The sequence below is a fragment of the Paenibacillus albidus genome (assembly GCF_014644435.1).
GTDB lineage: Bacteria > Bacillota > Bacilli > Paenibacillales > Paenibacillaceae > Paenibacillus_AQ > Paenibacillus_AQ albidus.
This window is the reverse complement of sequence record NZ_BMKR01000003.1, coordinates 316,530-341,984: the sequence shown is the minus strand read 5'-3', so window position 1 is coordinate 341,984 and position 25,455 is coordinate 316,530. Positions and strand designations below refer to the sequence as shown.

At 48.2% G+C, this 25,455-nt stretch carries 24 protein-coding genes; 17 read left to right on the top strand and 7 right to left on the bottom strand.

From position 1 onward, the window contains the following. Nucleotides 1-112 precede the first annotated feature (112 nt). Nucleotides 113-1,609 carry an MDR family MFS transporter gene (locus IEY53_RS04925; protein ID WP_189022520.1) on the top strand — a complete coding sequence of 499 codons (1,497 nt, stop codon included), beginning with the start codon at nt 113-115 and terminating at the stop codon, nt 1,607-1,609. Nucleotides 1,610-1,716: 107 nt separating this feature from the next. On the opposite strand, the gene IEY53_RS04920 is transcribed toward IEY53_RS04925, so the two are convergent. Then, nucleotides 1,717-2,520, bottom strand: a complete 804-nt coding sequence (locus tag IEY53_RS04920) for a helix-turn-helix domain-containing protein (protein ID WP_189022518.1) — start codon at nt 2,518-2,520, stop codon at nt 1,717-1,719. A gap of 355 nt (nt 2,521-2,875) precedes the next feature. Between IEY53_RS04920 and IEY53_RS04915 the strand changes: the two genes are divergently transcribed. From IEY53_RS04915 to IEY53_RS04905, 3 genes are read left to right on the top strand one after another with little or no spacing between them, the layout of a single operon-like run. Continuing rightward, entirely contained in the window at nt 2,876-3,304 is a 429-nt protein-coding gene (locus IEY53_RS04915; protein ID WP_189022516.1) for a YvaD family protein, read from the top strand. Continuing rightward, nucleotides 3,270-3,833 (top strand): TetR/AcrR family transcriptional regulator, encoded by a 564-nt coding sequence (locus IEY53_RS04910; protein WP_189022514.1) that lies wholly within the window; start codon nt 3,270-3,272, stop codon nt 3,831-3,833. Before IEY53_RS04915 ends, IEY53_RS04910 begins: the two co-directional genes overlap by 35 nt. A gap of 16 nt (nt 3,834-3,849) precedes the next feature. Then, nucleotides 3,850-4,176: a DMT family transporter gene (locus tag IEY53_RS04905; protein WP_189022512.1), complete on the top strand. Its 327-nt coding sequence runs from the start codon at nt 3,850-3,852 to the stop codon at nt 4,174-4,176. Nucleotides 4,177-4,260: 84 nt separating this feature from the next. Here the strand turns inward: IEY53_RS04905 and IEY53_RS04900 are convergent, their stop codons facing one another. The 5 genes from IEY53_RS04900 to IEY53_RS04880 form a co-directional block, all read right to left on the bottom strand. Then, nucleotides 4,261-5,088, bottom strand: a complete 828-nt coding sequence (locus IEY53_RS04900; protein WP_189022510.1) for a carbohydrate ABC transporter permease — start codon at nt 5,086-5,088, stop codon at nt 4,261-4,263. A 14-nt stretch (nt 5,089-5,102) separates the two neighbouring features. Then, nucleotides 5,103-5,984 carry a carbohydrate ABC transporter permease gene (locus tag IEY53_RS04895; protein WP_189022508.1) on the bottom strand — a complete coding sequence of 294 codons (882 nt, stop codon included), beginning with the start codon at nt 5,982-5,984 and terminating at the stop codon, nt 5,103-5,105. Between the two features lie 227 nt (nt 5,985-6,211). Continuing rightward, the gene (locus IEY53_RS04890) at nt 6,212-7,042 is read right to left on the bottom strand and encodes a response regulator (protein WP_189022506.1); all 831 of its coding nucleotides are present in this window, start codon (nt 7,040-7,042) and stop codon (nt 6,212-6,214) included. Between the two features lie 29 nt (nt 7,043-7,071). Beyond that, nucleotides 7,072-8,820, bottom strand: a complete 1,749-nt coding sequence (locus tag IEY53_RS04885; protein ID WP_229695987.1) for a cache domain-containing sensor histidine kinase — start codon at nt 8,818-8,820, stop codon at nt 7,072-7,074. 556 nt (nt 8,821-9,376) lie between these two features. After that, the gene (locus IEY53_RS04880) at nt 9,377-10,702 is read right to left on the bottom strand and encodes an ABC transporter substrate-binding protein (protein WP_229695986.1); all 1,326 of its coding nucleotides are present in this window, start codon (nt 10,700-10,702) and stop codon (nt 9,377-9,379) included. Between the two features lie 362 nt (nt 10,703-11,064). Between IEY53_RS04880 and IEY53_RS04875 the strand changes: the two genes are divergently transcribed. Continuing rightward, on the top strand, nt 11,065-11,985 hold the full coding sequence (locus IEY53_RS04875; RefSeq protein WP_189022502.1) for a copper amine oxidase N-terminal domain-containing protein: 921 nt from the start codon (nt 11,065-11,067) through the stop codon (nt 11,983-11,985). A 163-nt stretch (nt 11,986-12,148) separates the two neighbouring features. Here the strand turns inward: IEY53_RS04875 and IEY53_RS04870 are convergent, their stop codons facing one another. After that, nucleotides 12,149-12,550, bottom strand: coding sequence for a CHRD domain-containing protein (locus IEY53_RS04870; RefSeq protein WP_189022623.1), 402 nt, complete (start codon nt 12,548-12,550; stop codon nt 12,149-12,151). 177 nt (nt 12,551-12,727) lie between these two features. On the opposite strand from IEY53_RS04870, the gene IEY53_RS04865 reads away from it, so the two are divergent. The 12 genes from IEY53_RS04865 (at nt 12,728) to iolB (ending at nt 25,432) form a co-directional block, all read left to right on the top strand. Further along, on the top strand, nt 12,728-12,934 hold the full coding sequence (locus IEY53_RS04865; RefSeq protein ID WP_189022500.1) for a hypothetical protein: 207 nt from the start codon (nt 12,728-12,730) through the stop codon (nt 12,932-12,934). Nucleotides 12,935-13,084: 150 nt separating this feature from the next. Continuing rightward, nucleotides 13,085-15,868 (top strand): glycoside hydrolase family 3 C-terminal domain-containing protein, encoded by a 2,784-nt coding sequence (locus IEY53_RS04860; protein WP_189022498.1) that lies wholly within the window; start codon nt 13,085-13,087, stop codon nt 15,866-15,868. A gap of 100 nt (nt 15,869-15,968) precedes the next feature. After that, nucleotides 15,969-16,124 carry a hypothetical protein gene (locus IEY53_RS04855; RefSeq protein WP_308424205.1) on the top strand — a complete coding sequence of 52 codons (156 nt, stop codon included), beginning with the start codon at nt 15,969-15,971 and terminating at the stop codon, nt 16,122-16,124. Nucleotides 16,125-16,458: 334 nt separating this feature from the next. Then, nucleotides 16,459-17,874 carry an MFS transporter gene (locus tag IEY53_RS04850; RefSeq protein ID WP_189022494.1) on the top strand — a complete coding sequence of 472 codons (1,416 nt, stop codon included), beginning with the start codon at nt 16,459-16,461 and terminating at the stop codon, nt 17,872-17,874. Nucleotides 17,875-18,051: 177 nt separating this feature from the next. Next, nucleotides 18,052-18,381: a metal-sensitive transcriptional regulator gene (locus IEY53_RS04845; RefSeq protein ID WP_229695997.1), complete on the top strand. Its 330-nt coding sequence runs from the start codon at nt 18,052-18,054 to the stop codon at nt 18,379-18,381. Between the two features lie 282 nt (nt 18,382-18,663). Then, nucleotides 18,664-18,864, top strand: a complete 201-nt coding sequence (locus IEY53_RS04840; RefSeq protein ID WP_189022621.1) for a copper ion binding protein — start codon at nt 18,664-18,666, stop codon at nt 18,862-18,864. A gap of 32 nt (nt 18,865-18,896) precedes the next feature. Then, nucleotides 18,897-21,353 (top strand): heavy metal translocating P-type ATPase, encoded by a 2,457-nt coding sequence (locus IEY53_RS04835; protein ID WP_189022491.1) that lies wholly within the window; start codon nt 18,897-18,899, stop codon nt 21,351-21,353. Nucleotides 21,354-21,374: 21 nt separating this feature from the next. Further along, nucleotides 21,375-22,298, top strand: a complete 924-nt coding sequence (locus IEY53_RS04830; RefSeq protein WP_189022489.1) for a DUF8832 domain-containing protein — start codon at nt 21,375-21,377, stop codon at nt 22,296-22,298. A gap of 24 nt (nt 22,299-22,322) precedes the next feature. Then, entirely contained in the window at nt 22,323-22,943 is a 621-nt protein-coding gene (locus tag IEY53_RS04825; RefSeq protein WP_189022487.1) for an NAD(P)/FAD-dependent oxidoreductase, read from the top strand. Between the two features lie 15 nt (nt 22,944-22,958). After that, the gene (locus IEY53_RS04820) at nt 22,959-23,213 is read left to right on the top strand and encodes a glutaredoxin family protein (RefSeq protein ID WP_189022485.1); all 255 of its coding nucleotides are present in this window, start codon (nt 22,959-22,961) and stop codon (nt 23,211-23,213) included. Nucleotides 23,214-23,555: 342 nt separating this feature from the next. Continuing rightward, a complete protein-coding gene (iolG, locus tag IEY53_RS04815; protein ID WP_189022483.1) occupies nt 23,556-24,584 on the top strand; it encodes an inositol 2-dehydrogenase in 1,029 nt (342 codons plus the stop codon). Nucleotides 24,585-24,619: 35 nt separating this feature from the next. Continuing rightward, on the top strand, nt 24,620-25,432 hold the full coding sequence (gene iolB, locus IEY53_RS04810; protein WP_189022481.1) for a 5-deoxy-glucuronate isomerase: 813 nt from the start codon (nt 24,620-24,622) through the stop codon (nt 25,430-25,432). Nucleotides 25,433-25,455: the final 23 nt, after the last annotated feature.

The window sequence follows — 25,455 nt, the reverse complement described above, 5'->3', positions numbered from 1 at the left end:
ATTCAAGGATTCAACCGTTTTATACTTCGGGTATAATAACTTGATTTTTTTGAACCATTGTTATAAAATCATCAAGCGACTATTAAAAGTTAAAGGTAGGAGAAAACGAATTATGAACCAAGAAATCAAACAATTAAAAAAGCCGCCCTATGTAATGCTGGGTTTGCTTTTCTTTGCTACCTTCGTAGCATTCCTGAATAACTCCTTATTAAATGTTGCCTTACCAACTATCATGGTTGATTTCCACATTGATTATTCAACCGTACAATGGTTGTCTACTGGCTACATGTTAGTAAGTGGGATTCTAATTCCCGTTTCTGCATTTTTGCTTACGAAGTTTACAAACCGCAGCTTATTTATTACAGCGTTATCAGTGTTTACGTTAGGAACCTTAATTGCTGCTGTGTCTCCAACCTTCAGTTGGCTGATCGCTGGCCGCATGGTCCAAGCTGCCGGTTCCTCTGTTATGTCTCCATTATTGATGAACATCATGCTGATCAGCTTTCCGCGTGAGAAACGTGGCGCAGCCATGGGGGTATTTGGTCTAGTCATGATCGTTGCTCCTGCAATCGGCCCTACGCTTTCTGGTTATATTGTTCAATATTATGACTGGCGTGTATTGTTTGAAATGATTCTTCCGTTCGCCGTAATTGTATTGCTCCTTGGGATTTGGAAATTCAAAAGTGTTATGCCGACTAAACCAACGAAGCTTGATTACCTGTCGGTTGTGTTCAGCACAATCGGTTTTGGGGGACTATTATACGGCTTCAGTGATGCGAGCAGTGTTGGTTGGGGGGATCCTCTGGTCGTGACTTGTATAACTGCCGGTGTAATTTCACTTGCACTATTTGTTATCCGTCAATTACGCCTTGAAATTCCATTATTGAACCTTGAAATTTATAAATATCCAATGTATTCCTTAAGTGCTGTTATTTCTGCCATAAACGCGGCGGCTTTATTCTCGGGTATGATATTAACACCGGCCTATGTACAAAATGTTCGTGGGATTTCACCACTTGATTCTGGTCTGATGATGTTGCCGGGTGCCATTGTAATGGGGATTATGTCTCCTATCACCGGCAGACTGTTTGATAAGTTCGGACCACGTATTCTTGGATTTATCGGTTTGACCATTACAGCGGTTGCTACTTATATGATGTCTAAATTCGGCATTGATACGAGTACGGGTTATATTATTACGATCTATTCCATCCGGATGTTCGGGATCTCGATGGTGATGATGCCGATTATGACGAATGGTCTAAATCAGCTGCCTAACCGTCTGAACCCTCATGGTACAGCTGCCAACAACACTGTTCAGCAGGTAGCCGGTGCGATTGGGACGGCGATATTCGTATCCATTATGAATTCAAAAACAAAATCCAGTGTAACGGACCAATTATCCGCTTTGGATCCAGCCTCCATTACGGAGCAGGTGAAAGCTCAAGTAACCCAAGCTGCTCTGCTAGATGGTATTCAGTTTTCCTTCGTTATTGCAGCCATTACAACCGTGGCTGCGCTGATTTTTACTCTATTTGTTAAACGTGTAGACACAAGTAAAGCGGCTCAAGCTAAGATTGAAGCTGTACCTGTTTCTGATTCGAAATAAGTTACCTTTTAAAGCGTATATCTAAATAAAAAAAGGCTTGAATCCTTAGTCACAAGACTATTGCTTCAAGCCTCTTTGTTATACTTAATTATCGGACAGGTTCCAGCTTAATCTTCAAATTTTCTCAATACTTTTTTTGATTTTCTTGCCAGACGGGCACTGAACCGATTGACGTATTCATCGTTCTCAATTAGAACAGAGTATGTTTCACTGGTAGCGAGCAGATTAGTCAGAATATAGGCACCAATTCCAAGCAGAAATACGCAAAGTGCATAGTATGGAGCCATAGACTGTGCGGTTATATCTAATAACCCTTTTCGTGCAAAAGCAAAGGAAAGCCCGCCAACTGCAACACAAATTGTACCGATGATCGAAAAAACCAAGTGCTTTCTTTTTAACAGTGCGTACTGGGCCTTTAGCTCTTTTAATGTATTCGGGTCAAAGATTAGCGGTTCTTTAGTGATTGCCCTATACTTTTTATCATCTGCAGTGCCGGCAACAACAAAGGATACAATACCAAGAGTCGCAATGGTAAGACACGAAACTATAAAAATAGATACTGAATGTTTGAACAGGAAATATGGAATCGCTGAAAAAATCAACAGACAAAATCCCGCCGCCAAATATTTGGCTTGTTTCCTTGCGGACAGCAAATAACCAGCTGCCATTTCTCTGCTTACATAGTGGCCTTTTTCACTCTCCATGAGATTGTCTGAGCTTTCTTTTAACAGGTAGTCAACGGATACTTCAAAAATAGTACTTAGCATAAGCAATTTTTCTGTTTCAGGATACCCCTGATTATTTTCCCATTTGCTGACCGCTTGCCGCGTGGTATCTAATTTTTCAGCCAATGCTTCTTGGGACAATCCATGCTCTTTTCTGAGTTTGTGAATTTTTTCTCCAAAAACCATACTTATTAGATCCTCCTTGTTTGATGTTCGATTTGATGAATAAAGGATATCAAATTGAAGAGGGACATACTATCATTTACCAGATACATTTTGTCAACTTATAGTAGCAACGGTGCAACCCTCGAGCCTTAACTTCTTAAAACAACGAGAAAGATGATTAGAGCCATGAATAAGCAATTTCTGTACTGGCCGAAGCGGCGGGAACGGGGCATTCCGGGGTATTGGTATGAACGGCAGCCTATGTAAACCACCGTGGCTTGCTGAGCACTTGAATAAGGGAAGGAAATACTCTAAAATAAAACACGGAAACCAATATGGTTTCTTCATTTTCCGCTATACAGGGAGGGGGGAGTAAATGGGAAAAACACTAAAAACATTCATGGTGGTAACTGATGTAGGATTTTTAATCTATTGGTTAATCACCTGGCTTCATCTGGTGCCCAAAGAATATTTATATAAGAACTATGACAATGAACTGATGGTGGCGTGGAATGTGTCTTTCGTTCCACTCGATCTTTTGATCTCCTGCACAGGCCTTTTAAGTATGTATTTTTTTAGAAGGAATAAGGGCTTGTGGCAGCCACTTTGTATTATTTCTTTAACTTTGACTTTTTGTTCAGGGCTCCAGGCCATTGCTTTCTGGGCGATACAAATGGATTTGGACTGGTTCTGGTGGATTCCTAATTTGTTCCTCATGATATACCCGCTGTTCTTTCTGCCTGGGATCATGAAGTTTGGAGGTGAGAACGATGAGAGAAAGGATCATTCAAGCCTCGGAGGATGAAATTATCAAGCGGGGATTGAAGTTTTCGATAAGGGATGTAGCGAAGCTTTTGGGGATAAGCACCAAGACGGTGTATCAATATGTTGAATCCAAGGAGAGCATTATAGGCGCTATTGTGGAGCGGTCGATCTCAGAGATGAGAAATGCCGAGAAGGAGATCATGGGGGACAGCTCCCTTTCTCTCCGGCACAAGCTGCATCAGACCTTGGCGTTGCTGCCGCGCGGGTTTGTTTTTCAGGATATACATATTCTTGAGGAACTCAAACAGCGGTACCCTGCTCAATGGCAGGAAGTCGATAACTATGTCCGCAAAGGTTGGGATAACATTCGATTATTAGTCGAAGAAGGAGTTGCAACTGGGGAAATCCGCGAGTTTGATTTGGAGCTGTTTATCCAAGTGTACATTGGTGCGTTCTATCATCTGATGGAACACCGACATGCAGCCCGCAATGGGTTGTCTTTGGAGAAGGCGCTCGGGCAAATGGTCGATCTTTTGCTGGTTGGCATCTATAAGGAAGGCACTAAGTAAAGGGGTGAACAGAGAGATGAAGGCATATATTTTTTTGGCTATAGCGATTGTAACTGAACTCTTCGGGACTTCACTGCTTAAAGCATCTGAAGGGTTCACCAAAATATATCCGATTATCGGGACGTTGTTGTGTTTTGGGCTGGCATTCTATTCCTTGTCCTTGTCGCTGCAGCAAATCCCGCTGGGCATAGCGTATGCTATATGGTCAGGAGTAGGAACGGCATTAACCGTCCTTATCGGAATTGTAATCTGGAAAGAAACGGCGAATATCACGACTACCGTTGGCGTATTGCTCATTATTGCGGGAGTTGTGGTGGTTAACTTGAAGTCCTCGCACGGATAGAAAATGGGATTGATCAACGTGTAGGTGCAGGAAGCTGATCCGGAACGCCAGCTTCCTGAAAGCGGGATAGGAGTGGTAAATTGCTCAACCCTTCACTGCAGAGCTCGCCACACCCTCAATAATATATTTCTGACCCAGCAGGAATACGACGATCATAGGAATAATGCCGGCGGTGGCAGCTGCCATCATTCCGTTGTAATCCACGTTGTTCTCCAGAATGAAATTCTGTAGACCCAGCGGTACGGTAAACAGGTCATGATCAATTAGAAAGACAAGGGCATTCTCATAGTCATTCCAGTGCCAGGAGAAGTCGATGATCGCCAAGGTGGCGAGTGATGGTTTGGCCATAGGCAGAATAATCCGGGAAAAAATGCGGAAATGGCCTGCTCCATCTATAAAAGCCGCTTCCGAAATCTCCTGGGGAACGGAGAGGAAAAACTGCCGCATCATAAAAACCCCAAAGATGGTGAACATACCGGGCAAAATGAGCGCCCAATGGGTGTTAAAAATGCCGGCCCAATCGAACATGATGAATTTGGGCACAAACAGCACCTGAGGGGGAACCATCATCATCGACAGGTATACCATGAACATGGTGTTGCGGCCTTTAAATTCAATTCTGGAGAAGCCATAGGCTGCCAATGACGATAGCAGAACAGCACCTATTGTACTGATCACAGCAACTTTAAGTGAATTTAAATAATAATGCACAAAACTGCTTTGGCCTGTCCATACCTTTAGATGATGCTCCCAATTGAAATGAGTTGGAATCCACTTAATGGGATATTCAAATACTTCGGCCGGTGTCTTAAACGAGGTACTGATCATCCAGAGGAAAGGAACAATCATTACAAAGCTGAAGAACAGCATAATGAGCGTGATGATACTTTTATTGAGCAGGGATTTATTCATTGCGTTCTCCTCCTTTAGTAGTGAACCCAGCGTTTCTGACCGAGCCATTGGATGACGGTAAAAATCATAATAATCAAGAACAGCGCCCAAGAAACCGCTGAGGCATAGCCCATTTCGTAGTAACGGAATGCATTCTGGTAGATGAACAAGGATAATACGGTGGTGCTGTTCCCCGGTCCACCTTGTGTTATGGCCTGGATAATCCCGAACTGCTTAATCGACATGATGAGTCCGGTAATCAGGAGCAGGAAGGTGGTTGGGCTGACCAGCGGCCACAATATACTGCGCACCGTCTGCCAGGTCCGGGCTCCGTCGATTTTGGCTGCTTCCAGCAGTTCACCGGACACTTCCTGCAGGGCCGCCAAATAGATAATCATGTTATAGCCAAGCATGAACCAGATCCAGATAATATCGATGGCATACATCGAGGTTTCCATGGTGGATAACCAGCCTGGAGGATTGGCGATGCCTATAGAGCGCAGTATGCCGTTGATAGGGCCATTGTTGGGATGAAACAGCAGCATCCAGACAAAAGCCACGGCAACCCCGCTTGTAATGTACGGCATAAAATATAATGCGCGCAGCAGCTTTTTTAAGTACACGGAACGATTTAGAATGACCGCTACGATAAATGCAAGTCCAATGGATACCGGTACGGATAACAGGAACATAAGAGTGTTCTTGATGGCGATATAGAATACCTCATCACCCAGCATTTTTTGAATGTTAGCCAGTCCGATGAAATGGGTGTCGGGACTCATAAATTTGTAGTCTGTAAACATGAGGTAAAAAGAATAGATGGCGGGGATAATAAAAAATAGAATCACGCCAATCATATTTGGCCCGATAAACAGATAGCCCAGATACTGCTGCCGTTTCATCCAAGATAATTTCACCTGGTTCCACTCCTCCTTGGGTCTTTTGAATGCACTTCAAGCATAACAAGGGGAACGATCAGGGTTAAGGAACAAAACCATTGACTTCATGCTACAGAAATATACATTTGCACGGCCCGACCGGCTGCTGCGCTCCATAGTTTTGTTCTATCCGGACCCACAAGAAAGGGCAGCGGCTTTCCCCTGGAGGAAGGCCACTGCCCTTTCTTGTGTAAGGAGGCTAATCATTAAATACTGATCTGCTCTGTGCCGCTTTTTCTGTTCCTTTGCCGGAACTGGCTTGGCGTTTGTCCAGTTAAGCGCTTGAATATCTTAATGAAGTAATTGTCATTTACAAAACCGACCCGGTTCCCAATCTCATAGACCGGCAGATCGGATTGGATCAGGTGTTGTACCGCCTGTTTGATGCGTACTTGATGCAGGTAATGGATCAGGGTTTGCCCCGTTTTCTTTTTGAATAAGGTGCTGACATAGTTTTCACCCATCATGACATACTGGGACATGGATTTGACGGTAATATCCTGCGGGTAGTGGGTATGAATATATTGCAGTATTTTCTGAATCTCGGGATGGGAGGTCACCTCTTCAGGCAGAAGTGGTGACAGCTTCGTATCGTCCGTCTCATCCATTCCGGACCCCGCTACAGCTGTGGTCGAGTTGTTCTTGTGGGTGTCATGATCCTTTAATAGCTCCTGGCTGATCTTCCGCAGCGTCTCCCGCAGTGAGTTGACACTCATGGACAGCTTTAGAATATAATTCGAAGCCCCGTATTCCATGGCCTGCCTCACATATTCAAAGTCACTCATGCAAGTGAGCATAACAAAACGGGAGGCATAGCCCTCTTCCCGGGTTTTCCTGAGCAGCTCTACACCATCCATTTGCGGCATGATAATATCAGTAATCACCAGGTCGGGTGCATCGTTCCGAATCATTTCGAGCGCCTCAACGCCGTTTCCGGCTTCCCCGCTAACCGAAAAGCCAAGTTCTTCCCAGGCGATGATCTCCCGCACAGATTCGCGTACAAAAACTTCATCTTCTACCAGCAATACTTTCCACATGAATGGATAACCTCCCGTTCGTTAGGGTATTAAGCCGGAAGCTCATTATCGTAGGGTGTAGACAGCAGCAGCGGAAGGGTGTACCGGATCGTAACGCCCTGCTCTGAGGAGAGGATTTCCATAGAGCCTTCATCTCTGAACAAAAGCCGTAACCGTTCCTTAATGTTGCTTAGTCCGATGCCCGGGCGCTTGCGTTCGGTTGGCCGGGGGGAGTTCCCCATGCCTACGCCGTTGTCCTTGACCTCTACGACCAGCTTGCTTTCTCCATCCCGGTATACCTTGATTTGGATAAAGCCGTTGCCGGGAAGCGGACTGATGCCGTGAATAATGGCATTCTCCACCAGCGGCTGCAGACTGAGTTTGGGAACCAATGCATACAGAATGTCTTCCTCGTACTGATAATCCACCTCGAATTTATGAGGGTACCGGACCTGCTGAATATGGACATAAGCCTGCACCAGCTCTATTTCATCTTTAAAGTAGATCAGATCCTTATCTGTGTTCAGACTGGCCTCCAGCAGCTTGCCGAGCGAGAGCGTCATCGTTGTAATATCCTCATTACGTTCACGGATGGCGATCCATTTAATGGTATTTAGTGTATTGAGTAAAAAGTGGGGATTCGTCTGGGCCAGCAGCATTTGAAAATGAACAGCCTCCTTCTGGCGCTCCTCAATCTTCAGCTTTTGGATCAGGCTGTTCGTATCATCGAGCATCGTATTAAAGGTGCGGGTCAGCTCCAGAATCTCACCGCTGAATTTATGTTCCGGCAAACGGATTTTTAGATTTTTGTGCACCGCAGCTTTCATTTTGTTCTGCAAATGGGACAGGGGGCGGGTGATTGTTGTTGAAATGACGAAGGTCATCATCAGAAAGATACCCATTAGCGCAAAAAAAGTAATAAAATACTGCCGCTTAAGTTCTTCGATCTCTACAAATAACACAGACAGTGGAATACGGTTGACGATATACCAGTCCAGCGATTCCACATAAATATAATTAATTAAAGAATTAGAGCCCTTGTCGATAAAATACTGCTGGCCGGGCAATTCTGCGATCCGGTTCTTCACCTCATCCGGCAGCGCACTGTCCGGAACAGACTGGGAGATATTCTCCCCCGAGTGGGTGATCAGGAAATACTGCTGCTGAAGATCCGATTGTTTGTGAATGGAGCGGAGCCAATAGGAATAATCAATGCTGATTCTGGCCATGCCGTAAGGTTTATTGCGGGCATCCTCCAAATAAGCATACAGGGATAGCAGATAGGCACTGGTTGAGACATCTCTTACTACATAATTGCTGTCATTGGGCACCCAATGATAGGCGCTCGCATTCATCTGGTTTCGGTCAAAACCCGGCTGTTTTTTTAATTCACTGTAGACAAGGGAAGCTTTTGGCGGATATGAGGTGTATACGCTTTCATTATTATCCAGAATCATAAAATAAACCGAAGGGTTATATAAAAAGAAGCTGTTGTTCAAATTTTTGAAGATGTTTTCCATCACCCTTTTATTTTCAAGCTTATTTCGCTGCTCCGGGTGGTTAAGTACAGTTTTTACCGTATCGTCCTGCTTTAAGAAAATCAAGGTTTTAAAAGCGATGCTGATTTGATCCTCCAGTGTCCGGTACAGCTGCTCCAGCTGATAGTGGCTTTGCTGGCTGATTTTTTTCTGCACCAGCGTTTCAATACGCTGATAGTTGTATAGATTCAGCGCACAAAAAGGCAGAAGAATTAAAAACACAAAGGCTGTGAACAGACGGTATTTTAATTTTTGAGGCATGAGAACACGCATTAGGTTTGACACACGGATGCGACCTCCAATCCGATTGCATATGCGGTATTTAGGGCAACGGCAGCTTTGCTTTAGATTATAGCATATAAAAAAAGGCCCATACGCAATATCTGGAATTGCATGGTTTTGTTGCAGTCCCGCCTTTTTTGCACAGAATAACGCATAGATTTGTTCTATCGGAAAGGGTTGACATTGTTCATATACTGGCCCATCCGCATCTCCCTATACAGAAAAGGACGGGGAAATCCCGTCCTTGAATACCACTTGATCAACTTAACGGACCGTAGAAACGTTATTTCGCGAAATCAGCTCATTTTTCTGGTCAAACGGACTCAGGAGCCGTTAAATGATCCATTGACCCTCGTTTTGGGAAAGAGATCATACAATAAGAGCACCTGTGTCCGCATAAAAGAACAACCCCCTTCGTTACCTCAAATAAGAGCACCTGAGTCCGCTTCCTTGCACAGCCGGTCCAGTAGGGAACCCTGACCGCTTCAAAGCCTGTTTAAAAGCGTCTGAGTTGAAAATGTCAGGTGCATCCCCTTTATTTGTTCTGTTTCAAATAACTTTCATGCCGGGTTGTCATGGCGTCGATGGTTTGATCAATCGACTGTGAGCCGAGGAAATATTTCTCGTATTCCTGAGCACGCAGATCCATCACTTCCTGCGGCAGGCTGCGGACATAAGTGGGTGTTGTGTCCTCAAACATGACGTGCATGAGTGAGTCCAGGTCATAGGTATCTTTTTTATCTCCCAGGAGGTTATTAAGAGCATCCTCCTGATTGGCATCCTTGGAGGCGGGGAGTCTTCCCCCTGCGGCCATTGGCGCCATGCCTCCATCCGCATACCATTTTAGAAATTCCCACGCTTCCGCCTGCTTTTTGGATTTGGCATTAATGGAGATATAGTCGCCCAGTCCGCCACGGGTTACATATTTCTCTGCACTGTCTCCCAGCCGCGGAACTTGGGCAAACGCAATCTTGAAGTCACGGGGGAAATCCGTGAAGTTGTTTGAGCTGCGCAGCAGCCATGCCCCTATATTCAGCATAGGTACATCTCCACTCAGGAAGACCTGTTCGACCGGCATTTTAGAAGTCAATTGTTCTCCAAGCGCGGGTGTGGTCTTATCCTCCTTCATCATAATATTTAAAGTCTCCAGCCATTTTCTGACGAGCGGCTGATCGAGATTAGAGGTGCCGTCCGCTTTGGTGTAGCCTTCCTGTGACAATACGGAGTCAAGGGGATCGACGAAGGGCTCCATATTCTGAATAAAGCCGTAGTTATCGCCGACCTTCAGCTTTTTGGCATATTCGCGAAGTTCGTCCCAGGTCCAGTCTTTCGGAACCGGCAGATTGGCAGCGTCCAAGGCATCTTTGTTCAGTGCAATGAAGTAGGAGCTTTTTGTAGTGGGAACACCATAATATTTGCCGTCGATTTTCCAGCTTTCTGCATCGGGCCCCATTTTTTCATCAATATTGTAGTCAGTAAATGAGCTGAGATCCAGAGCCAGATTGGATTCGACCCGTTTGGTAGTATGAGAGACGGTATAGTTCACAAATAAATCCACATCTTGCCCAGTAATCATGGCAGTATCGAGCTTCAGGTTCCCGTCATCATCATTCACGAAGCGGACATATTCCACCTGGATCTCGGGATGCTCCTTGTTCCAGGTGTCGATCACCTCCTGGGGTCCCGATTCCGGAGGAACGCCACCCCACATTTTCAGCGTAACCGGGCTGCCGGCTTTCCCGGAGGCGCTTTCATTATTGGGGGCGGGTGAACTGCTGTTGCCATTACCCGAACATCCTGCCATCAGCCCCATCGTAAGCACGAGTGATGTGATCCCGGCGATCCAGCGTTTCTTTTTCAAAAGCGACAACCTCCCTGGAAAAACTTTATATTGTCGTTGCAAATCAAGAATAGCAGATCGAGAAAGGCCCCATAAGTAACAAAATAGCTGAGAATATGGAACATAACTTTACAAATTGTAATAGCGGTCATAACACTTTTAGAGGGAAACGTTCTATTTCAACTCAATCGCGGTCACCGAGTTCATCACCAAAGACGGAAAGGTTGATTGATCCAGCGTCTGTCTGGAAGTGTTCAAGGAGGGTCCGCAGTGCTCCTTTGCTTTGTCTGTTAATAATAGTATAATATTGGAAGTTACGGGATCGTATTTTATTTATGTTTCAATTTATTGAGTTTGAAAATAATATTCAGGAGGTTTTATTTATGAAGAGACCCGGGCTGTTTTCTTCTGTATTATTGTGTGCTGCCATTTTGCTCTCTCCAAATAACAATGAGGCAGCAGCCCAGTCCAAAGGAGAAACTCATGTTGTCATCAACAACACCAAGCTAGCAGCAGAGGATATCCTTTTGAAAAACAATCAGGTATTCCTCAGCTTGACTGGAGCCAAAAGCCTGGATAACTTGACCTTTTACTGGAATAACATTACCAAGCAAGTATCCGTGAAAGGCAGCAAAACGAATCTACTGTTAACCATTAACAAAGCTACAGCACAAAAAAACGGTGTCCCCGTTAAACTAAGTACCGCGCCATTTATCCATAACGGCAAGACGATGATTCCTTTGCGTTTTGTTACAGAAGCAATGAACAGTTCCGTAACCTGGAATCAATCTACCCAAACTGCGTTTATTACGAAACCAAGTGCAAAGTTGATAGCTGACTTCAAAAACAGTCAATTAAGCACTTCCAGAAATGCGGCGATTAATATGCCTAGAGTTTCACAGCTTACTAAGGACCATGAACCGACGTTGGACACAGCAAGTCTTCAATATTATTTTCCGGAAAAAGCGTACGACCGATTTATTGAGGTGAACAACAACGTGATCAATTATTATCAAGTCTCTAACTATGTAGCCCACCTTAAATGGCAGGCGCTCACAGGTGATAAGGCTACTACACAAGCTAACCTCTATTTCATAAACAGATCGATTACAAATGAGGTAGGGACTCTGCCTCAATTTAAAGATACCACATTTGCCAGCTTCCGCTGGATGCCTCATATTGGATCTACCGGATATAGCTTGATCAATAAAGACAACTGGAACGATGTGATTTTTAAAGCAGCCGAAGTGTCGCGAAACAATACAGATCAAAATTACATTATTGTAGATATTCCAGAAGAATAACGACTTCTCACAAAATGGTCCATGTTTCTAGCTCATTTAGGAAGTTGTAAAGTCAGCAAAGCAGCGATTCTCCAGTTACTTGGAGAATCGCTGCTTTGCGTTTTTGGTTATGGGGGACAGCGATTGGAACAACGCTCCGTTTGCGGAGCGTCCATATGAGCGTCTACGAAAGAATCTGGCCGCGGATTTCTCCATTGGGGTGTTGTGTGGTGTGAACATTGACATAAGCATTACAACGTTCAATTTCACGGACCAGATCACGAAGCGTTCTTCCGGTTAAAGGACCCACCAGGTCGCTGCGGGTGAGCGTCCCCCGAATCACTCCGCGTCGTACGGAAATGCCGAATTTCGTTGGGCCGAACAGGGTGGCGACAACCGGACCGTTCTGATTTCTCCGCCCGAGATGGATGTGGGCGTCAGTGACCCGGTTAATATTCCGGACGACCAGTCTGAAATGTAATCTGTCACAGTTGCGGTTAAGCTGAAAAACGGCATTTCCTACAGCGACGGTTCTTACAGGAGGGATTTCGTTTCTTCCTTTTAGAAAAGCTCTGAAAGTTCTAATGTTCCTCACCCCTTAATATTGATACCTCAGTGTATTCATGTGCAGCAATAAGGGATTGTTCGAAAGTCTATCTTTGATCCTATGCAACAAACTTGCGTTATTCTGCAAGAAAACGAAATAAAGTAGTTTTGGCCCGGTTTTGCTTATAATATGGGAAGTGAAAGGAGGCAACTCAAGTTGAATATCCTGATTTCCTCCGCGTTCAACAGTCTGGGCGGACTGGTTATTGTATGGTTGTTCTCCAAAGAAATGTTCGATCTGATTATTGCATGGCTGCCGGGAATGCTGCTGCTGTCCGTGGTCCTGCATACTATTGCTCTTTATGTCTACGCCAGAATGGACAGTAAACGGCAGGCGGAAGAGCTGAAGAAGATCCTGAAATGATAAAAGGTGCAGAATTTTGTTTTTTGGTGACGATGCTTGTATATTGAAGGAATAGCTTATATCCTTGAAAGGATATAGTTTATAGATTCATGCATAGGTTCACTATAGAGCCAGCACAAGGTTGGGAAATGACAAACAGGAGGAAACAACTTGAGTACACAAAGTGTGGGTGTTCCATTGGAAGGGTTTGCCGAGTTTAGTCGGACGGTAGCCGCAGAAGGCGCAGTATTATTGAAGAATGAAGGACAGGTGCTTCCGCTGGGGAACGGCGAGAGCGTAGCCGTTTTTGGCAGAACCCAAGTGAATTATTACCGCAGCGGCACAGGTTCCGGCGGAAGTGTACATGTTGCGTATACAACCAATCTGCTGGACGGCTTGCGCAGTAAAAAGAACCTTGTGGTCAACGAGGAGCTTGCGGCGGTCTATGAACAGTGGATTGAGCAAAATCCATTTGATGACGGCGGAAAAGTCTGGGCGGCTGAGCCGTGGAACCAGAAGGAGATGCCTTTAACCGATGAGCTGGTATCCCGGGCGAGAAGTACATCGGGCAAAGCGATTGTGATAATCGGCCGCACGGCGGGCGAAGACCAGGATAATGCTGATGCGCCGGGCAGCTATCAACTAACAACGGAAGAACAGGCGATGCTGAAGCAAGTCACGGCTTATTTTGAACAAACCGTGGTTGTGCTGAATGTATCGAATATAATTGATATGAGCTGGCTGAATGATGACAGTTATGTACACCCGATTGCTTCCGTAATTTACTCATGGCATGGCGGGATGGAAGGCGGCAATGCGATTGCCGATGTACTGGCTGGAGAGGTGACGCCGAGCGGTAAATTAACGGATACGATTGCTTATTCCATTGAGGATTATCCATCGACCCGGAATTACGGGAATGAATTCAAGAATTTATATCAGGAAGATATTTATGTGGGCTACCGTTATTTTGAGACGTTTTGTCCGGATAAGGTGTTGTTTGAATTCGGATACGGGATTTCATATACTTCCTTTAAAGTAGAGCCAGAGGGAGCCAAGCTGACTGCACAAGCTGGCAAGCCATACCTCGAAATAGGTGTAACGGTGACCAACACAGGCGGTACTTTTGCCGGCAAAGAAGTGGTGCAGGTCTATTACGAAGCGCCGCAAGGCAAGCTGGGTCAACCGGTCAAATCGCTGGCCGCATTCGGCAAGACGAAGGTCCTTCAGCCGGGTGAATCACAGCGTATAACCGTGAGCTTCCCTGTTCATTCCATGGCTTCCTACGACGACGCGGGCGTTACCGGACATGCTTCCGCTTATGTGCTGGAAGAGGGCATGTATGGTTTATATGCAGGAACCAGTGTCAAACAGCTCACGAAAGTCAGCGTAGAAGGTCAAGACGGCTACATCGTGGACACTGTTCAGGTTGTAGAGCAGCTGCAGGAAGCGATGGCTCCGGTGGAGGATTTCACCAGAATGAAGCCAGGCGCACGCAAGGAAGACGGTTCGTATCAGCTGGTGTTGGCCGAGGTACCCAAGCGTAAGGTCTCCATGGCGGAACGGATCGAGAAGAACCTGCCGCAGACCCTTGAGCAGACCGGGAATAAGGGATATGTATTAAGAGATGTTAAGGATGGCACAATCGGCATGGAAACCTTCATCGCCCAGCTGAGTGACCAGGATTTGGCCGCCATCGTCAGAGGCGAGGGTATGAGCAGTCCGCTGGTTACACCGGGTACGGCTTCGGCCTTTGGCGGAGTGAGCGACCAGCTGTTCAATTACGGGATTCCGGTAGCTTGTACAGCAGACGGCCCGTCCGGGATTCGGATGGACAGCGGCGACAAGGCCACTCAGGTGTCTATCGGAACCCTGCTTGCGGCCACCTGGAATGTTGAGCTGGTCGAAGAGCTGTATGTGATGGAAGGGCAGGAACTCCTGAGAAACAAAGTGGATACGCTGCTCGGGCCAGGCCTCAATATCCGCCGCAGTCCCCTGAATGGGCGCAACTTTGAGTATTTCTCGGAAGATCCGCTGATTTCCGGAGCGTTCGCCGCAGCCTGTACGCGCGGGATCATGAAGGGCGGCTCTAACGCTACGCTGAAGCACTTCGCCTGCAACAACCAGGAGAAACACCGCAGTAAAGTAGATGCTGTTGTATCCGAGCGCGCGCTGCGGGAGATTTACCTGAAGGGCTTCGAAATTGCAGTCAAAGAGGGCGGCGCCAACTCGATTATGACTTCCTACAACCCGGTCAACGGGCACTGGGCAGCCTCCAATTATGACCTGAACACCACGATTCTGCGTGGAGAATGGGGCTTCACGGGGATTGTCATGACAGACTGGTGGGCAATCATGAACGATGTGGCCGAAGGAGGACCCGCAGACCGGAAAAACACGAACTGGATGGTTCGTGCACAAAACGATCTGTACATGGTTGTGCCTAACTATGGCGCCGAAATCGGCGGCTGGGATGACAACACCATCGAATCGCTGGACAATGGCACCTTGACCCGCGGGGAGCTTCAGCGCTCCGCGATGAATATTTGCCAGTTCATCATGCAAGCGCCGGTGTTCTCCCGCAAGCATGAGCTTGTTGAGAAAGTCGATACGTTCAAGGCGAACCCATCCTTGACGGCGGAACAGGTACAATCATTGTCCAAGAATGCACAGGTTAAACCTGCTGCAGGATCGACTTATCTGCAAGTGGATCAAGCCGGCCAATACCGGATCTTCGTCCACATCATGTCGCCGGAACCGGAGCTTGCCCAAAGTGCCAGCAACCTGACGCTGAACGGTCAAATGGTGACTACCATTCAGACGAATGGGACCGAAGGCAAATGGATCAGACAGAAGCTGGTGAAGGTAGAGCTGGAAGCCGGAGTCTATGAGCTGAAGCTGGATTTTGTCAAACCGGGCCTCGAAATCGACTGGATAGAATTCAAACAGGTCTAATGATTGGCGGCTAGTTTCTATATGGTATAATGGCATGTAAATAGTGTAAGGGTCAGGAGTGTTGCAGGGGATGAGAGGATATAACATTTGGCGACCGATAATGCTGATTGCGGTCGCGCTGCTAACGAGAAGCTTGGTCACCAACCTGTGCATCTTGTTTGGTATGACACCTGATTCAGCAAGCAGCGTTGCTGTAGTCGCTATGGTCATTGCCGCTTTGATCATGTACAGACGTTTCACCAATCACCGCCGTTAATAGATTATACAGCCTGCAATAGGGGGGGTTCCAACAGCCGGGAAATGGCTGCCGGGACACCCCCTATTTGTATTTTGGGAGAGAAGCCTATATATCTTGAACTGAAGATTCTGCCAAAAAGCAAAAGGAACGAAGGGGGGGAATACCAGCGTCGCTGTCACCAAGTGCAAACGCATGGGTTAAATTGGAGATTTATGTAACGAGCATTAAATTCTTCAGCAACAGAGGAGAGTATGACAAATTTTTCTTGACGTATAGGGTAGGGGGCTATACTATATTCATGTCGACACAAAAAAATTTAAATAATCGGTTGATAAGGAGGAGGAAAAAAATTATGAAAAATCAAGCACAGACTTTACCGCAAGCAGATCCCAAGCGCTGGATGGCGCTGGCCTTACTTTGTCTTGCCAATTTTATAGTGATCATGGACACATCCATTATCGGCGTTGCACTGCCAGCCATCAAAGAAGCGCTCGGCTATACACAAGCAAGTTTACAATGGGTGTTCAACGCGTATGTCATTTTCTTTGGCGGGTTATTGTTACTTGGTGGTCGATTGTCCGATCTATTTGGTCAACGGCGTATATTCATGTGGGGATTCTCCATTCTAACGTTAGCATCCTTGCTGGCAGGACTCGCTTGGAACGAGGAAGCGCTTAATGTTGGCCGCGCCCTGCAAGGATTCGGTGCCGCATTAATAGCCCCATCCGCGTTAACGATTGTCATGATGCTCTTCGGCGGCAACCCCAAAGAATTAGGGAAAGCATTAGGTTTTTGGGGCGCATCAGCTGCTGCCGGCGGTTCGGCCGGTGTGTTTCTCGGTGGGGTCATTACCGAGTGGCTAAGCTGGCAGTGGACCTTTCTCATTAACATACCCGTTGGTATTATTGCGTTGCTCCTGTCTCCTGGACTTTTGGCCAAGGGAATGCGAAGAAAAGGCAGCATTGATGTGATTGGTTCCATCTTCGTCACAGCGGCCTTGGTGCTGGTGGTATATGGCATTGTTACTGCAGAACACAATGGATGGGGAGCGCCGTCCACGTTGTGGACTCTTATTTCAGGAGTCGTGTTATTTATCCTGTTCCTGATCGTTCAGGCAACTAAAAAAGAGCCGCTTGTTCCACTGAAGATTTTTAAAGCATCCAATCTGGCTGCAGGCAATATCGCGCTCATTATGCTGGCCAGTGGTTGGATTCCGCTGTGGTATTTCCTCAATCTCTATATGCAGCAAGTGCTAAAGTTTTCTGCTTTCGCCGGCGGAGTCGGCTTGCTGCCGATGACGATTCTAATTGCTATCTTCATGATTTTGATTACCGGTAAATTAATCGGAAAATTCGGGATAAAAGCAAACCTGGTCATTGGATTGATTGCACTCGGAGGTTCGATGCTGCTGTTCGCTGGCAATACGCCGGTTGACGGGAACTTCATCGCCAACGTGCTTCCAGCTTCCTTGCTTGGTGCGCTTGGCATGTCGCTTGCCTATATTCCGGCTACGATGTCCGCCATGTCGGGGGCTAAACCTGAAGAAGCAGGGCTTGCATCGGGTCTCGCCAATACGAGCTACCAGATTGGATCAGCTATCAGTTTGGCCATCATGGTTGCGATTGCGGGCTCAACAACTGCTTCCCAAACCGGTGTTGATCCGGTCGCCGCGCTAAACGAAGGCTTTCAACAAGCGTTTTTGTGGTCCGGTATCGTCGCTTTTGCAGGTGCAGTTCTAGCGTTTTTGTTTATCCGTTCGCCTAAGTAGGGTGAAGAAAGCAACACGGCAGCCATGTAATCCAAGAATCGGGCCCAGAGCCAAATCATCGTAGTTGACTGGAGCCCATCGAATTAACAAACTTATATTATATATTTTGTATAGGGATGAGGGGTATGCTATACTGATAAGAAAGGAGGGATTCCGATGAGCGAAGAAACGATACTCATGAAACAAGCGATAGAGCAAGATCCGGGCTCCTGCACCCATGGAGAAGGTGAGCGCAAGAGCCATCATTCCGATAAAGCCAAGAGTGGTCTGCTCAACCGATTGAATCGAATCGAGGGACAGGTTCGCGGCATTAAAGGCATGATTGAGAAAGATATTTACTGTGACGATGTTTTGAATCAGATCGCTTCGGTGCAAGCTTCATTGAACGGTGTCGGGAAGCTGCTGCTTGAATATCATATGAAAAGTTGCGTCATCGAACGGATTCAAGAAGGGGATACGGAAGTATTATCGGAATTAATGACGACGATCAATAAACTGATGAAGTAACGGTCGGACCGCGTTCAAGCAGCAGCAATGCTGCTTTTTATATCCTTATCATTATAGGGTACGGGGGTACTGTAAAAATACATTGACTTAATATACGGTAGAGGGGTATGCTAAAAATAAGGAGATCGTTCCGAAATGAACATGAAGGAGTCCAAGGCATCACCTCAAACCGGTAGCTACTTAATCGGGAAAGAGAAATTGGCTATTGCACTCCGGCTGAATCGAATTGAAGGTCAGATTAGAAACCAAGAACAAATTAATCCGATAAAGGAGCGAGTGAACATGATCAAACAAACATTGCAAGTTGAAGGTATGAGCTGCCAGCATTGCGTAATCTCCATTGAAGGCGCACTGAAAGAAATCGGAGCAGCCGGCAAAGTGAATTTGGCAAGCGGCACGGTGGACGTCGAGTATGAGGAAAATCAGGTTTCCATCGAGACTGTTAAAGAAGCGATTGAGGAGCAAGGATACGACGTTGTTTAATCAACCCCAGGCGAGATAAGGAGTGAACACCAATGGCAACAGCAATCGCAGCAGACCAGAGCAATCAAACGACCTTGCAGCTCACGGGCATGACATGTGCCGCCTGCGCGAATAAGATTGAGAAGGGACTTGGCAAACTCGAAGGCGTGGCAAGCGCGAACGTAAACTTCGCTTTGGAAAAAGCAAGCGTAACGTATGACCCGGCGAAGGTCGATGTCCAGCGGTTGGAAGAAACCATCAAAAAACTTGGCTACGGCACGGCAAAAGAAGTGGTCAATTTCAAATTGGAAGGCATGACATGCGCGGCTTGCGCAAATAAGATCGAAAAAGTTCTCGACAAATTGCCCGGCGTAACGAACGCTTCCGTTAACTTTGCGATGGAAACCGCACGGGTCGAATTTAACGCGGCGGATGTATCCATCGCCGACATGCAACAGCGCGTGGCGAAGATTGGCTATAAAGCGATTGCGAAGCATGACGAAGCCGATCCTTCGGAATATCGCGTGAAAGCCATTTCGCAACAAAAGCGCAAATTGCTCATCTCAGCCGTACTTTCCCTGCCGCTGCTCTGGTCTATGGTCAGTCATTTCTCGTTCTTATCCTGGATCTGGATGCCGGATCTATTCATGAATCCATGGTTTCAGCTGGCAATGGCAACACCGGTTCAATTTTACATTGGCAAGCAGTTCTACGTGGGCGCCTTCAAAGCGCTGCGGAACAAAAGCGCGAATATGGACGTACTCGTCTCGCTCGGCACATCTGCTGCTTACTTTTACAGCGTATACTTAACGATTGAATGGGCTTCGATGGGCAGCATGGCTCATCACGGTCCCTCGATGTACTACGAAACGAGTGCGGTCCTCATCACCCTGGTCATTCTCGGAAAGCTGTTTGAATCGCTGGCCAAAGGCCGCACATCTGAAGCCATCAAGACGCTGATGGGCCTTCAGGCGAAAACGGCTCTTGTAATTCGGGACGGACAGGAATTGACGATTCCGGTCGAAGACGTGCTTGCTGGCGACATCTTGGTGGTTAAGCCCGGCGAGAAGATCCCGGTGGATGGGGAAGTGCTCGAAGGCAGCTCATCGGTTGATGAATCGATGCTGACCGGCGAGAGCATTCCAGTTGATAAGAAAGCCGGAGATACCGTCATTGGCGCTACAGTCAACAAAAACGGCAGATTGAGATTGAAAGCGACAAAGGTCGGCAAGGAAACTGCGCTTGCCCAAATCATTAAAGTCGTGGAAGAGGCACAGGGCTCGAAAGCACCTATTCAACGGGTAGCAGATGTGATTTCCGGCATCTTCGTGCCCATCGTCGTAGGAATCGCGGTTGCCGCGTTTGTTGTCTGGTACTTCTGGGTTACCCCCGGCGATTTCGCAAATGCACTGGAAAAGGGAATTGCGATCCTGGTCATCGCCTGCCCTTGCGCACTGGGGCTTGCTACACCAACATCAATAATGGCCGGATCAGGCCGCGCCGCAGAGCTTGGCGTATTGTTCAAAGGCGGCGAGCATCTGGAATCTACACACAAGATCGATGTGATCATTCTCGACAAAACCGGCACCGTAACCAAGGGTAAGCCAGAGCTTACGGATGTTGACGCCTCACATATGGAGGAGCCTGCTTTTCTTCGCTTGGTTGGCGCTGCCGAGAAGGACTCCGAGCATCCGCTTGCGGAAGCGATCGTGGCCGGAATCAGAGCCAAAGGCATCGATCTTCCGGCAACGGAACAATTTGAGGCCATTCCGGGATTTGGGATCCGCGCCGTCGTCGAAGGCAGAGAGGTTCTGGCTGGTACGCGCAAGCTAATGGCGAAATATAAGGTTTCGGTTGAACAGGCGCTTGACCGGATGACGAAGCTCGAGGAAGAAGGAAAAACGGCGATGCTGATCGCGGTCGATGGAGCGTATGCAGGTCTCGTCGCGGTGGCTGATACGATCAAAGAAACATCGAAAGAAGCCGTAACGCGGCTGAAAGAAATGGGCATTGAGGTCATCATGATTACGGGAGACAACGAACGCACCGCACTGGCGATTGCGGGGCAAGTCGGCATCGATCATGTCCGCGCCGAAGTGCTTCCGGAAGGCAAGGCGGAAGAAGTGAAGAAGTTGCAGGCGCAGGGCAAGAAGGTGGCGATGGTCGGCGACGGCATCAATGATGCCCCGGCGCTGGCTATGGCAGATATCGGCATGGCGATTGGTACCGGTACGGACGTGGCTATGGAGGCCGCGGATGTCACCCTGATGCGCGGCGACCTGACGAGCATTCCAGATGCGATCTACATGAGCCGCAAAACGATGAGGAATATCCGGCAGAATTTGTTCTGGGCGCTCGGATACAACACGCTCGGCATTCCAATCGCCGCGATTGGACTTCTCGCCCCTTGGGTGGCGGGAGCAGCGATGGCGCTCAGTTCGGTGTCCGTCGTACTTAACGCTTTGCGGCTGCAGCGTGTCAAGGTGCGCTCTGCATCCTCCAACTTATAATGAAACGGAGTCGTACGAACCATGAAGAAGAAAATCATCCTCGTCGCTGCAGCGGTGCTTGCTTTTAGCGTATTGGCCGCATGCGGCAAAGCGGAGGACAAGAAGCCCGCAGGCGGAAATAACCATGCCGGTCATGCAGCCAGCAGCGGGCAAAAGAACGCCGGGAAGCCTGCAGGAAATGAGAAAACGGAGGCGGAAAACATGGAGCACGGAGACAGCCACGGCGGTCATGGCGCAGAAGCCGCACCTGCCACGAAGGACCTTAACGTATCGTTTGCCTTCCCCGCAGGTGCTGCAAGGGCAAACGAAGATACGGAATTTACCATCCGAGTTACGGACAAAAACGGGAAACCGGTCGATAAGTATGAGGTCAATCATGAGAAATTGCTTCATCTCATCATCGTCAATCACGATTTGTCGTTCTTTAACCACATTCATCCCGAGTTTAAGGGAGACGGCACATTTACGGTGAACACTTCGTTCCCGGCTGGCGGTGAGTACAAGGTATTTGCAGACTTTATCCCGACTGGCGGCGCCAATACAACGCTCAGCGAGTGGGTAAAGGTAGAAGGTAAGGAAGGAAAGCATGCCGCAATTGCAGTTGACGCGAAGTTAGTGAAAGAAGTTGATGGCAAGGAAATCGAGCTGATCATGAACGCCGCCAAGCCGAAAGAAGACGTGACCTTGACCTTCAACATCCGTGATGCGGAGACGAAGAAGGGGATCGATAGCCTGCAGCCTTATTTGGGCGCGGTCGGTCATGTCGTGATTCTTTCGGAAGATGCTAATCAGTATCTTCATGTCCATCCGATCGATGAGAAGGCGACCGGACCGGATGCGAAATTCGCGACTTCTTTTCCGCAAAGCGGGACGTACAAAATCTGGGGACAATTTCAGCAGGGCGGCGAAGTGTTCACCGTACCGTTCGTCATCAATGTAAAATAACGGAAGCGCAAAGGGAGAAGGATCATGGGAGAAAAGACAAAACTGGCGGTATCGCCTGCCATTCAAGTCGGGGGGAGCCTGTTCACGCCAGAGCAGCTTGCCAAGATTGGTACGGTTGCAGGTTCAGACGCCAAAATTGAAATGACCACCTTCAAGCAGCTTTACGTGGAAGTATCTCTTGATGAGAAAGCATCCATCCAGGAAGAGCTGGAGCGAGCCGGTCTGGAAGTGTATCCGACCGGGTTTGCGACCAAGAGTCTGATTGCCTGCAACTTCTGCAAAGGCGCGGAAGAAGCCGGCCTGGAGACGGCGCGTATCTTGAATCGAGCGATTGCCGGCATCAAGACACCCACGCCATTGAAGATTGGTTACGCAGGCTGCGCGCTGGGCACGAGTGAACCATTGCTGAAAGATATCGGCGTCGTTAAAATGCGAGACACGTTCGATATTTACGTTGGAGGAGAGCCCAAAGGAATCAAGGCCGCGGTGGGCCGACTGCTGATCTCCGGCATAACGGAAGAACGGCTTGTACCTGTCGTATCCACGCTAATCTATCTCTACAAGGAGCAGTCAAAAGGGAAAGAGAAATTCAGCAAATTCGTGGATCGAATCTCGATGGAGCAGTTGAAACAAATCATCGCTTAAAGGAGGAGAACATCCATGTCAGAAATCAATCAGAAAGAACCGATCCAGATTTACACGATTCCGACCTGCAGTGACTGCCATTTTGCCAAGCGTTACTTCAATGAGCAGCAGATACCTTTTATCGAATACAACTGCGAAGAAGATATGAAATATGCGAAAGAAGTGCTGGAGATGACCGGAAAGCAGATCGTACCGACCATTGTCATTCAAGACAAGGTGTTCGTTGGTTTCGCTGAAAACTTGAACGAGATAAGCAAGCTCCTGCAATAAACTTATGACCCGGTCAATCGACCGGGATTGTTTTTTATAACGGTCTTAATAATGAAAACCAGGTAGGTGGAGATAGACTATGGTTCATAGAGGATGGCTATGAAGTAGCATTCGCTCTAAGGCTTTCCGCAGGAAAGCTCGCATCGAGAGCATAAGCTGTCATCGGATTTCAACAGCGGCCGGAAGTCCAAACATTTACCGCAGTTACGCTTATGCTGTCTGGGCATTTCTTTTGTTCGTTTAAGAAGTTTCAGCTGCTCTATTGCAAGTGGGAGGGGGACTGGAGTATACTGTAATGGAATTAGGTTAAGCGCTTACCCTAAAAAGGAGAATGAAGCCAAGATGAACAAGGTTATAGTGGGTGTTATCGGTGCCGGACGGATCGGCAGGCTGCATGTCGATAATCTGCAGAAATTGCCGTCATTGGAAGTGAAAGCGGTCTCGGAAGCGTATCTAAATGAGGAATTGAAGCTATGGGCGGAAAGCCAGGGCATTGGATTATTGACTACGGATACGGAGATTATCCTGCAGGACCCGGAGATTATGGCCGTGTTTATCTGCACCCCGACCGATACACACGCGGAACTGATTATACGGGCGGCACGGGCCGGCAAACATATCTTCTGCGAGAAACCGGTCAGCTTGTCGCTGGAGAAGACAATGGAAGCGCTGCGGGTGGTCGGGGAGGAGGGCGTCCTGCTTCAGGTCGGCTTTAACCGCAGAATGGATCCTAACTTCCGCAGGCTCAAGCAGCTCGTTGAAGAGGGGGAGCTGGGAGCACCGCATGTGGTGAAGATCACCTCCCGTGATCCGCAGCCGCCTTCCGAAGCGTATATCCGCTCTTCAGGGGGAATGTTCATGGATATGACGATCCACGACTTCGACATGGCCCGGTATCTTGCCGGGAGCGAAGTCGTAGAGGTGTATGCGCGCGGGGCCAACCTGATTGACCCGGTGTTTGGCCGCAACGGAGACATCGATACCGCTGTCGTTACGCTGTCTTTTCAGAACGGAGTCATCGCTGTCATCGACAACAGCCGTCAGGCTGTCTATGGGTATGACCAGCGGGTGGAGGTCTTTGGTTCGCTTGGTTCTGCCTGTGCCGATAACTGCAGGCCGACAACCGTAGAATTATCGACGGCTGCTGGAATTACCCGGGATAAGCCGCATCACTTTTTCCTGGAGCGTTATTCTCAGGCCTATATTGATGAAGTCGTCAGCTTCTCGGCGGCCATTCAGCTGGGGGAAACGGTGATTTGCGGCGGAAATGACGGCATGCAGGCCGAACGGATAGCCAAAGCTGCCAAGGAATCGCTGGAAACGGGGCTTCCTGTCCAGCTGCCGCTGCAAACGGAAGTGGAGGCCTGTTGATACGCTGTTTATAGCGGGAGAGGAGAACGAGCGAAATGTCAAAACTGATGAAGAGAGCAGGTGTCCCGGGCGATCAGGGTCTGGTGCTATCGGTTACGCCGGAAACGGCAGGCTGGAAGTATGTGGGCTTCAAGGTGCATCAGCTGCAGGCAGGCGAGTCTCTGGCTGCGCTGACGGAGCATAACGAGGTTTGCCTCGTCCTGCTGTCGGGCCGCGCAACAGTGGCTACGGAGCAAGTGATCTTTGCCGGCATCGGGGAACGGATGTCGGTATTTGACGGCATCCCGCCGTATTCGGTGTATGTCCCGGCAGGAGACCGCTACGAGGTTCAGGCGCTGACCGAACTGGAGCTGGCGGTCTGTCTTGCGCCGGCAAAAGGCCAACTCGAAGCCAGGCTGATCACGCCTTCCGATACCGGAACCGAGGAGCGGGGGTCCGGCAGCATGTCGCGCCGGGTGGTGAACATTCTTCCTGAACAGAGCGAGGCGGAGAGTCTGCTTGTCGTCGAGGTGCATACACGCGGCGGGAATTGGTCCAGCTATCCTCCGCACAAGCATGACCAGGATAATCTCCCGGAGGAGTCGTATTTGGAGGAGACCTACTACCACCGGGTCAATCCGCCGCAGGGCTTTGTTATCCAGCGTGTGTACAATGACAGCGGAACACTGGATGAGACGCTGGCGGTCTACGACCGCAGCGTGGTGCTTGTACCGGAAGGTTATCATCCCGTATCCGCTCCGCCGGGTTATGATTCCTATTATCTGAACGTGATGGCAGGACCCGTCCGGACCTGGGTATTCCGCAACGACCCTCAGCACGAATGGCTATTCCCGGCCAGGAAATCATAGAGTATCCATGCTCTTGCAGCAGG

Coding starts and splice junctions, on each gene's coding strand:
- IEY53_RS04925 (WP_189022520.1), top strand. CDS start 113: ATGAACCAAGAAATCAAACAATTAAAAAAGCCGCCCTATGTAATGCTG.
- IEY53_RS04920 (WP_189022518.1), bottom strand. CDS start 2,520: ATGGTTTTTGGAGAAAAAATTCACAAACTCAGAAAAGAGCATGGATTG.
- IEY53_RS04915 (WP_189022516.1), top strand. CDS start 2,876: ATGGGAAAAACACTAAAAACATTCATGGTGGTAACTGATGTAGGATTT.
- IEY53_RS04910 (WP_189022514.1), top strand. CDS start 3,270: ATGAGAGAAAGGATCATTCAAGCCTCGGAGGATGAAATTATCAAGCGG.
- IEY53_RS04905 (WP_189022512.1), top strand. CDS start 3,850: ATGAAGGCATATATTTTTTTGGCTATAGCGATTGTAACTGAACTCTTC.
- IEY53_RS04900 (WP_189022510.1), bottom strand. CDS start 5,088: ATGAATAAATCCCTGCTCAATAAAAGTATCATCACGCTCATTATGCTG.
- IEY53_RS04890 (WP_189022506.1), bottom strand. CDS start 7,042: ATGTGGAAAGTATTGCTGGTAGAAGATGAAGTTTTTGTACGCGAATCT.
- IEY53_RS04885 (WP_229695987.1), bottom strand. CDS start 8,820: ATGCCTCAAAAATTAAAATACCGTCTGTTCACAGCCTTTGTGTTTTTA.
- IEY53_RS04875 (WP_189022502.1), top strand. CDS start 11,065: ATGAAGAGACCCGGGCTGTTTTCTTCTGTATTATTGTGTGCTGCCATT.
- IEY53_RS04855 (WP_308424205.1), top strand. CDS start 15,969: ATGCTGATTGCGGTCGCGCTGCTAACGAGAAGCTTGGTCACCAACCTG.
- IEY53_RS04850 (WP_189022494.1), top strand. CDS start 16,459: ATGAAAAATCAAGCACAGACTTTACCGCAAGCAGATCCCAAGCGCTGG.
- IEY53_RS04845 (WP_229695997.1), top strand. CDS start 18,052: ATGAAACAAGCGATAGAGCAAGATCCGGGCTCCTGCACCCATGGAGAA.
- IEY53_RS04840 (WP_189022621.1), top strand. CDS start 18,664: ATGATCAAACAAACATTGCAAGTTGAAGGTATGAGCTGCCAGCATTGC.
- IEY53_RS04835 (WP_189022491.1), top strand. CDS start 18,897: ATGGCAACAGCAATCGCAGCAGACCAGAGCAATCAAACGACCTTGCAG.
- IEY53_RS04830 (WP_189022489.1), top strand. CDS start 21,375: ATGAAGAAGAAAATCATCCTCGTCGCTGCAGCGGTGCTTGCTTTTAGC.
- IEY53_RS04825 (WP_189022487.1), top strand. CDS start 22,323: ATGGGAGAAAAGACAAAACTGGCGGTATCGCCTGCCATTCAAGTCGGG.
- IEY53_RS04820 (WP_189022485.1), top strand. CDS start 22,959: ATGTCAGAAATCAATCAGAAAGAACCGATCCAGATTTACACGATTCCG.
- iolG (WP_189022483.1), top strand. CDS start 23,556: ATGAACAAGGTTATAGTGGGTGTTATCGGTGCCGGACGGATCGGCAGG.
- iolB (WP_189022481.1), top strand. CDS start 24,620: ATGTCAAAACTGATGAAGAGAGCAGGTGTCCCGGGCGATCAGGGTCTG.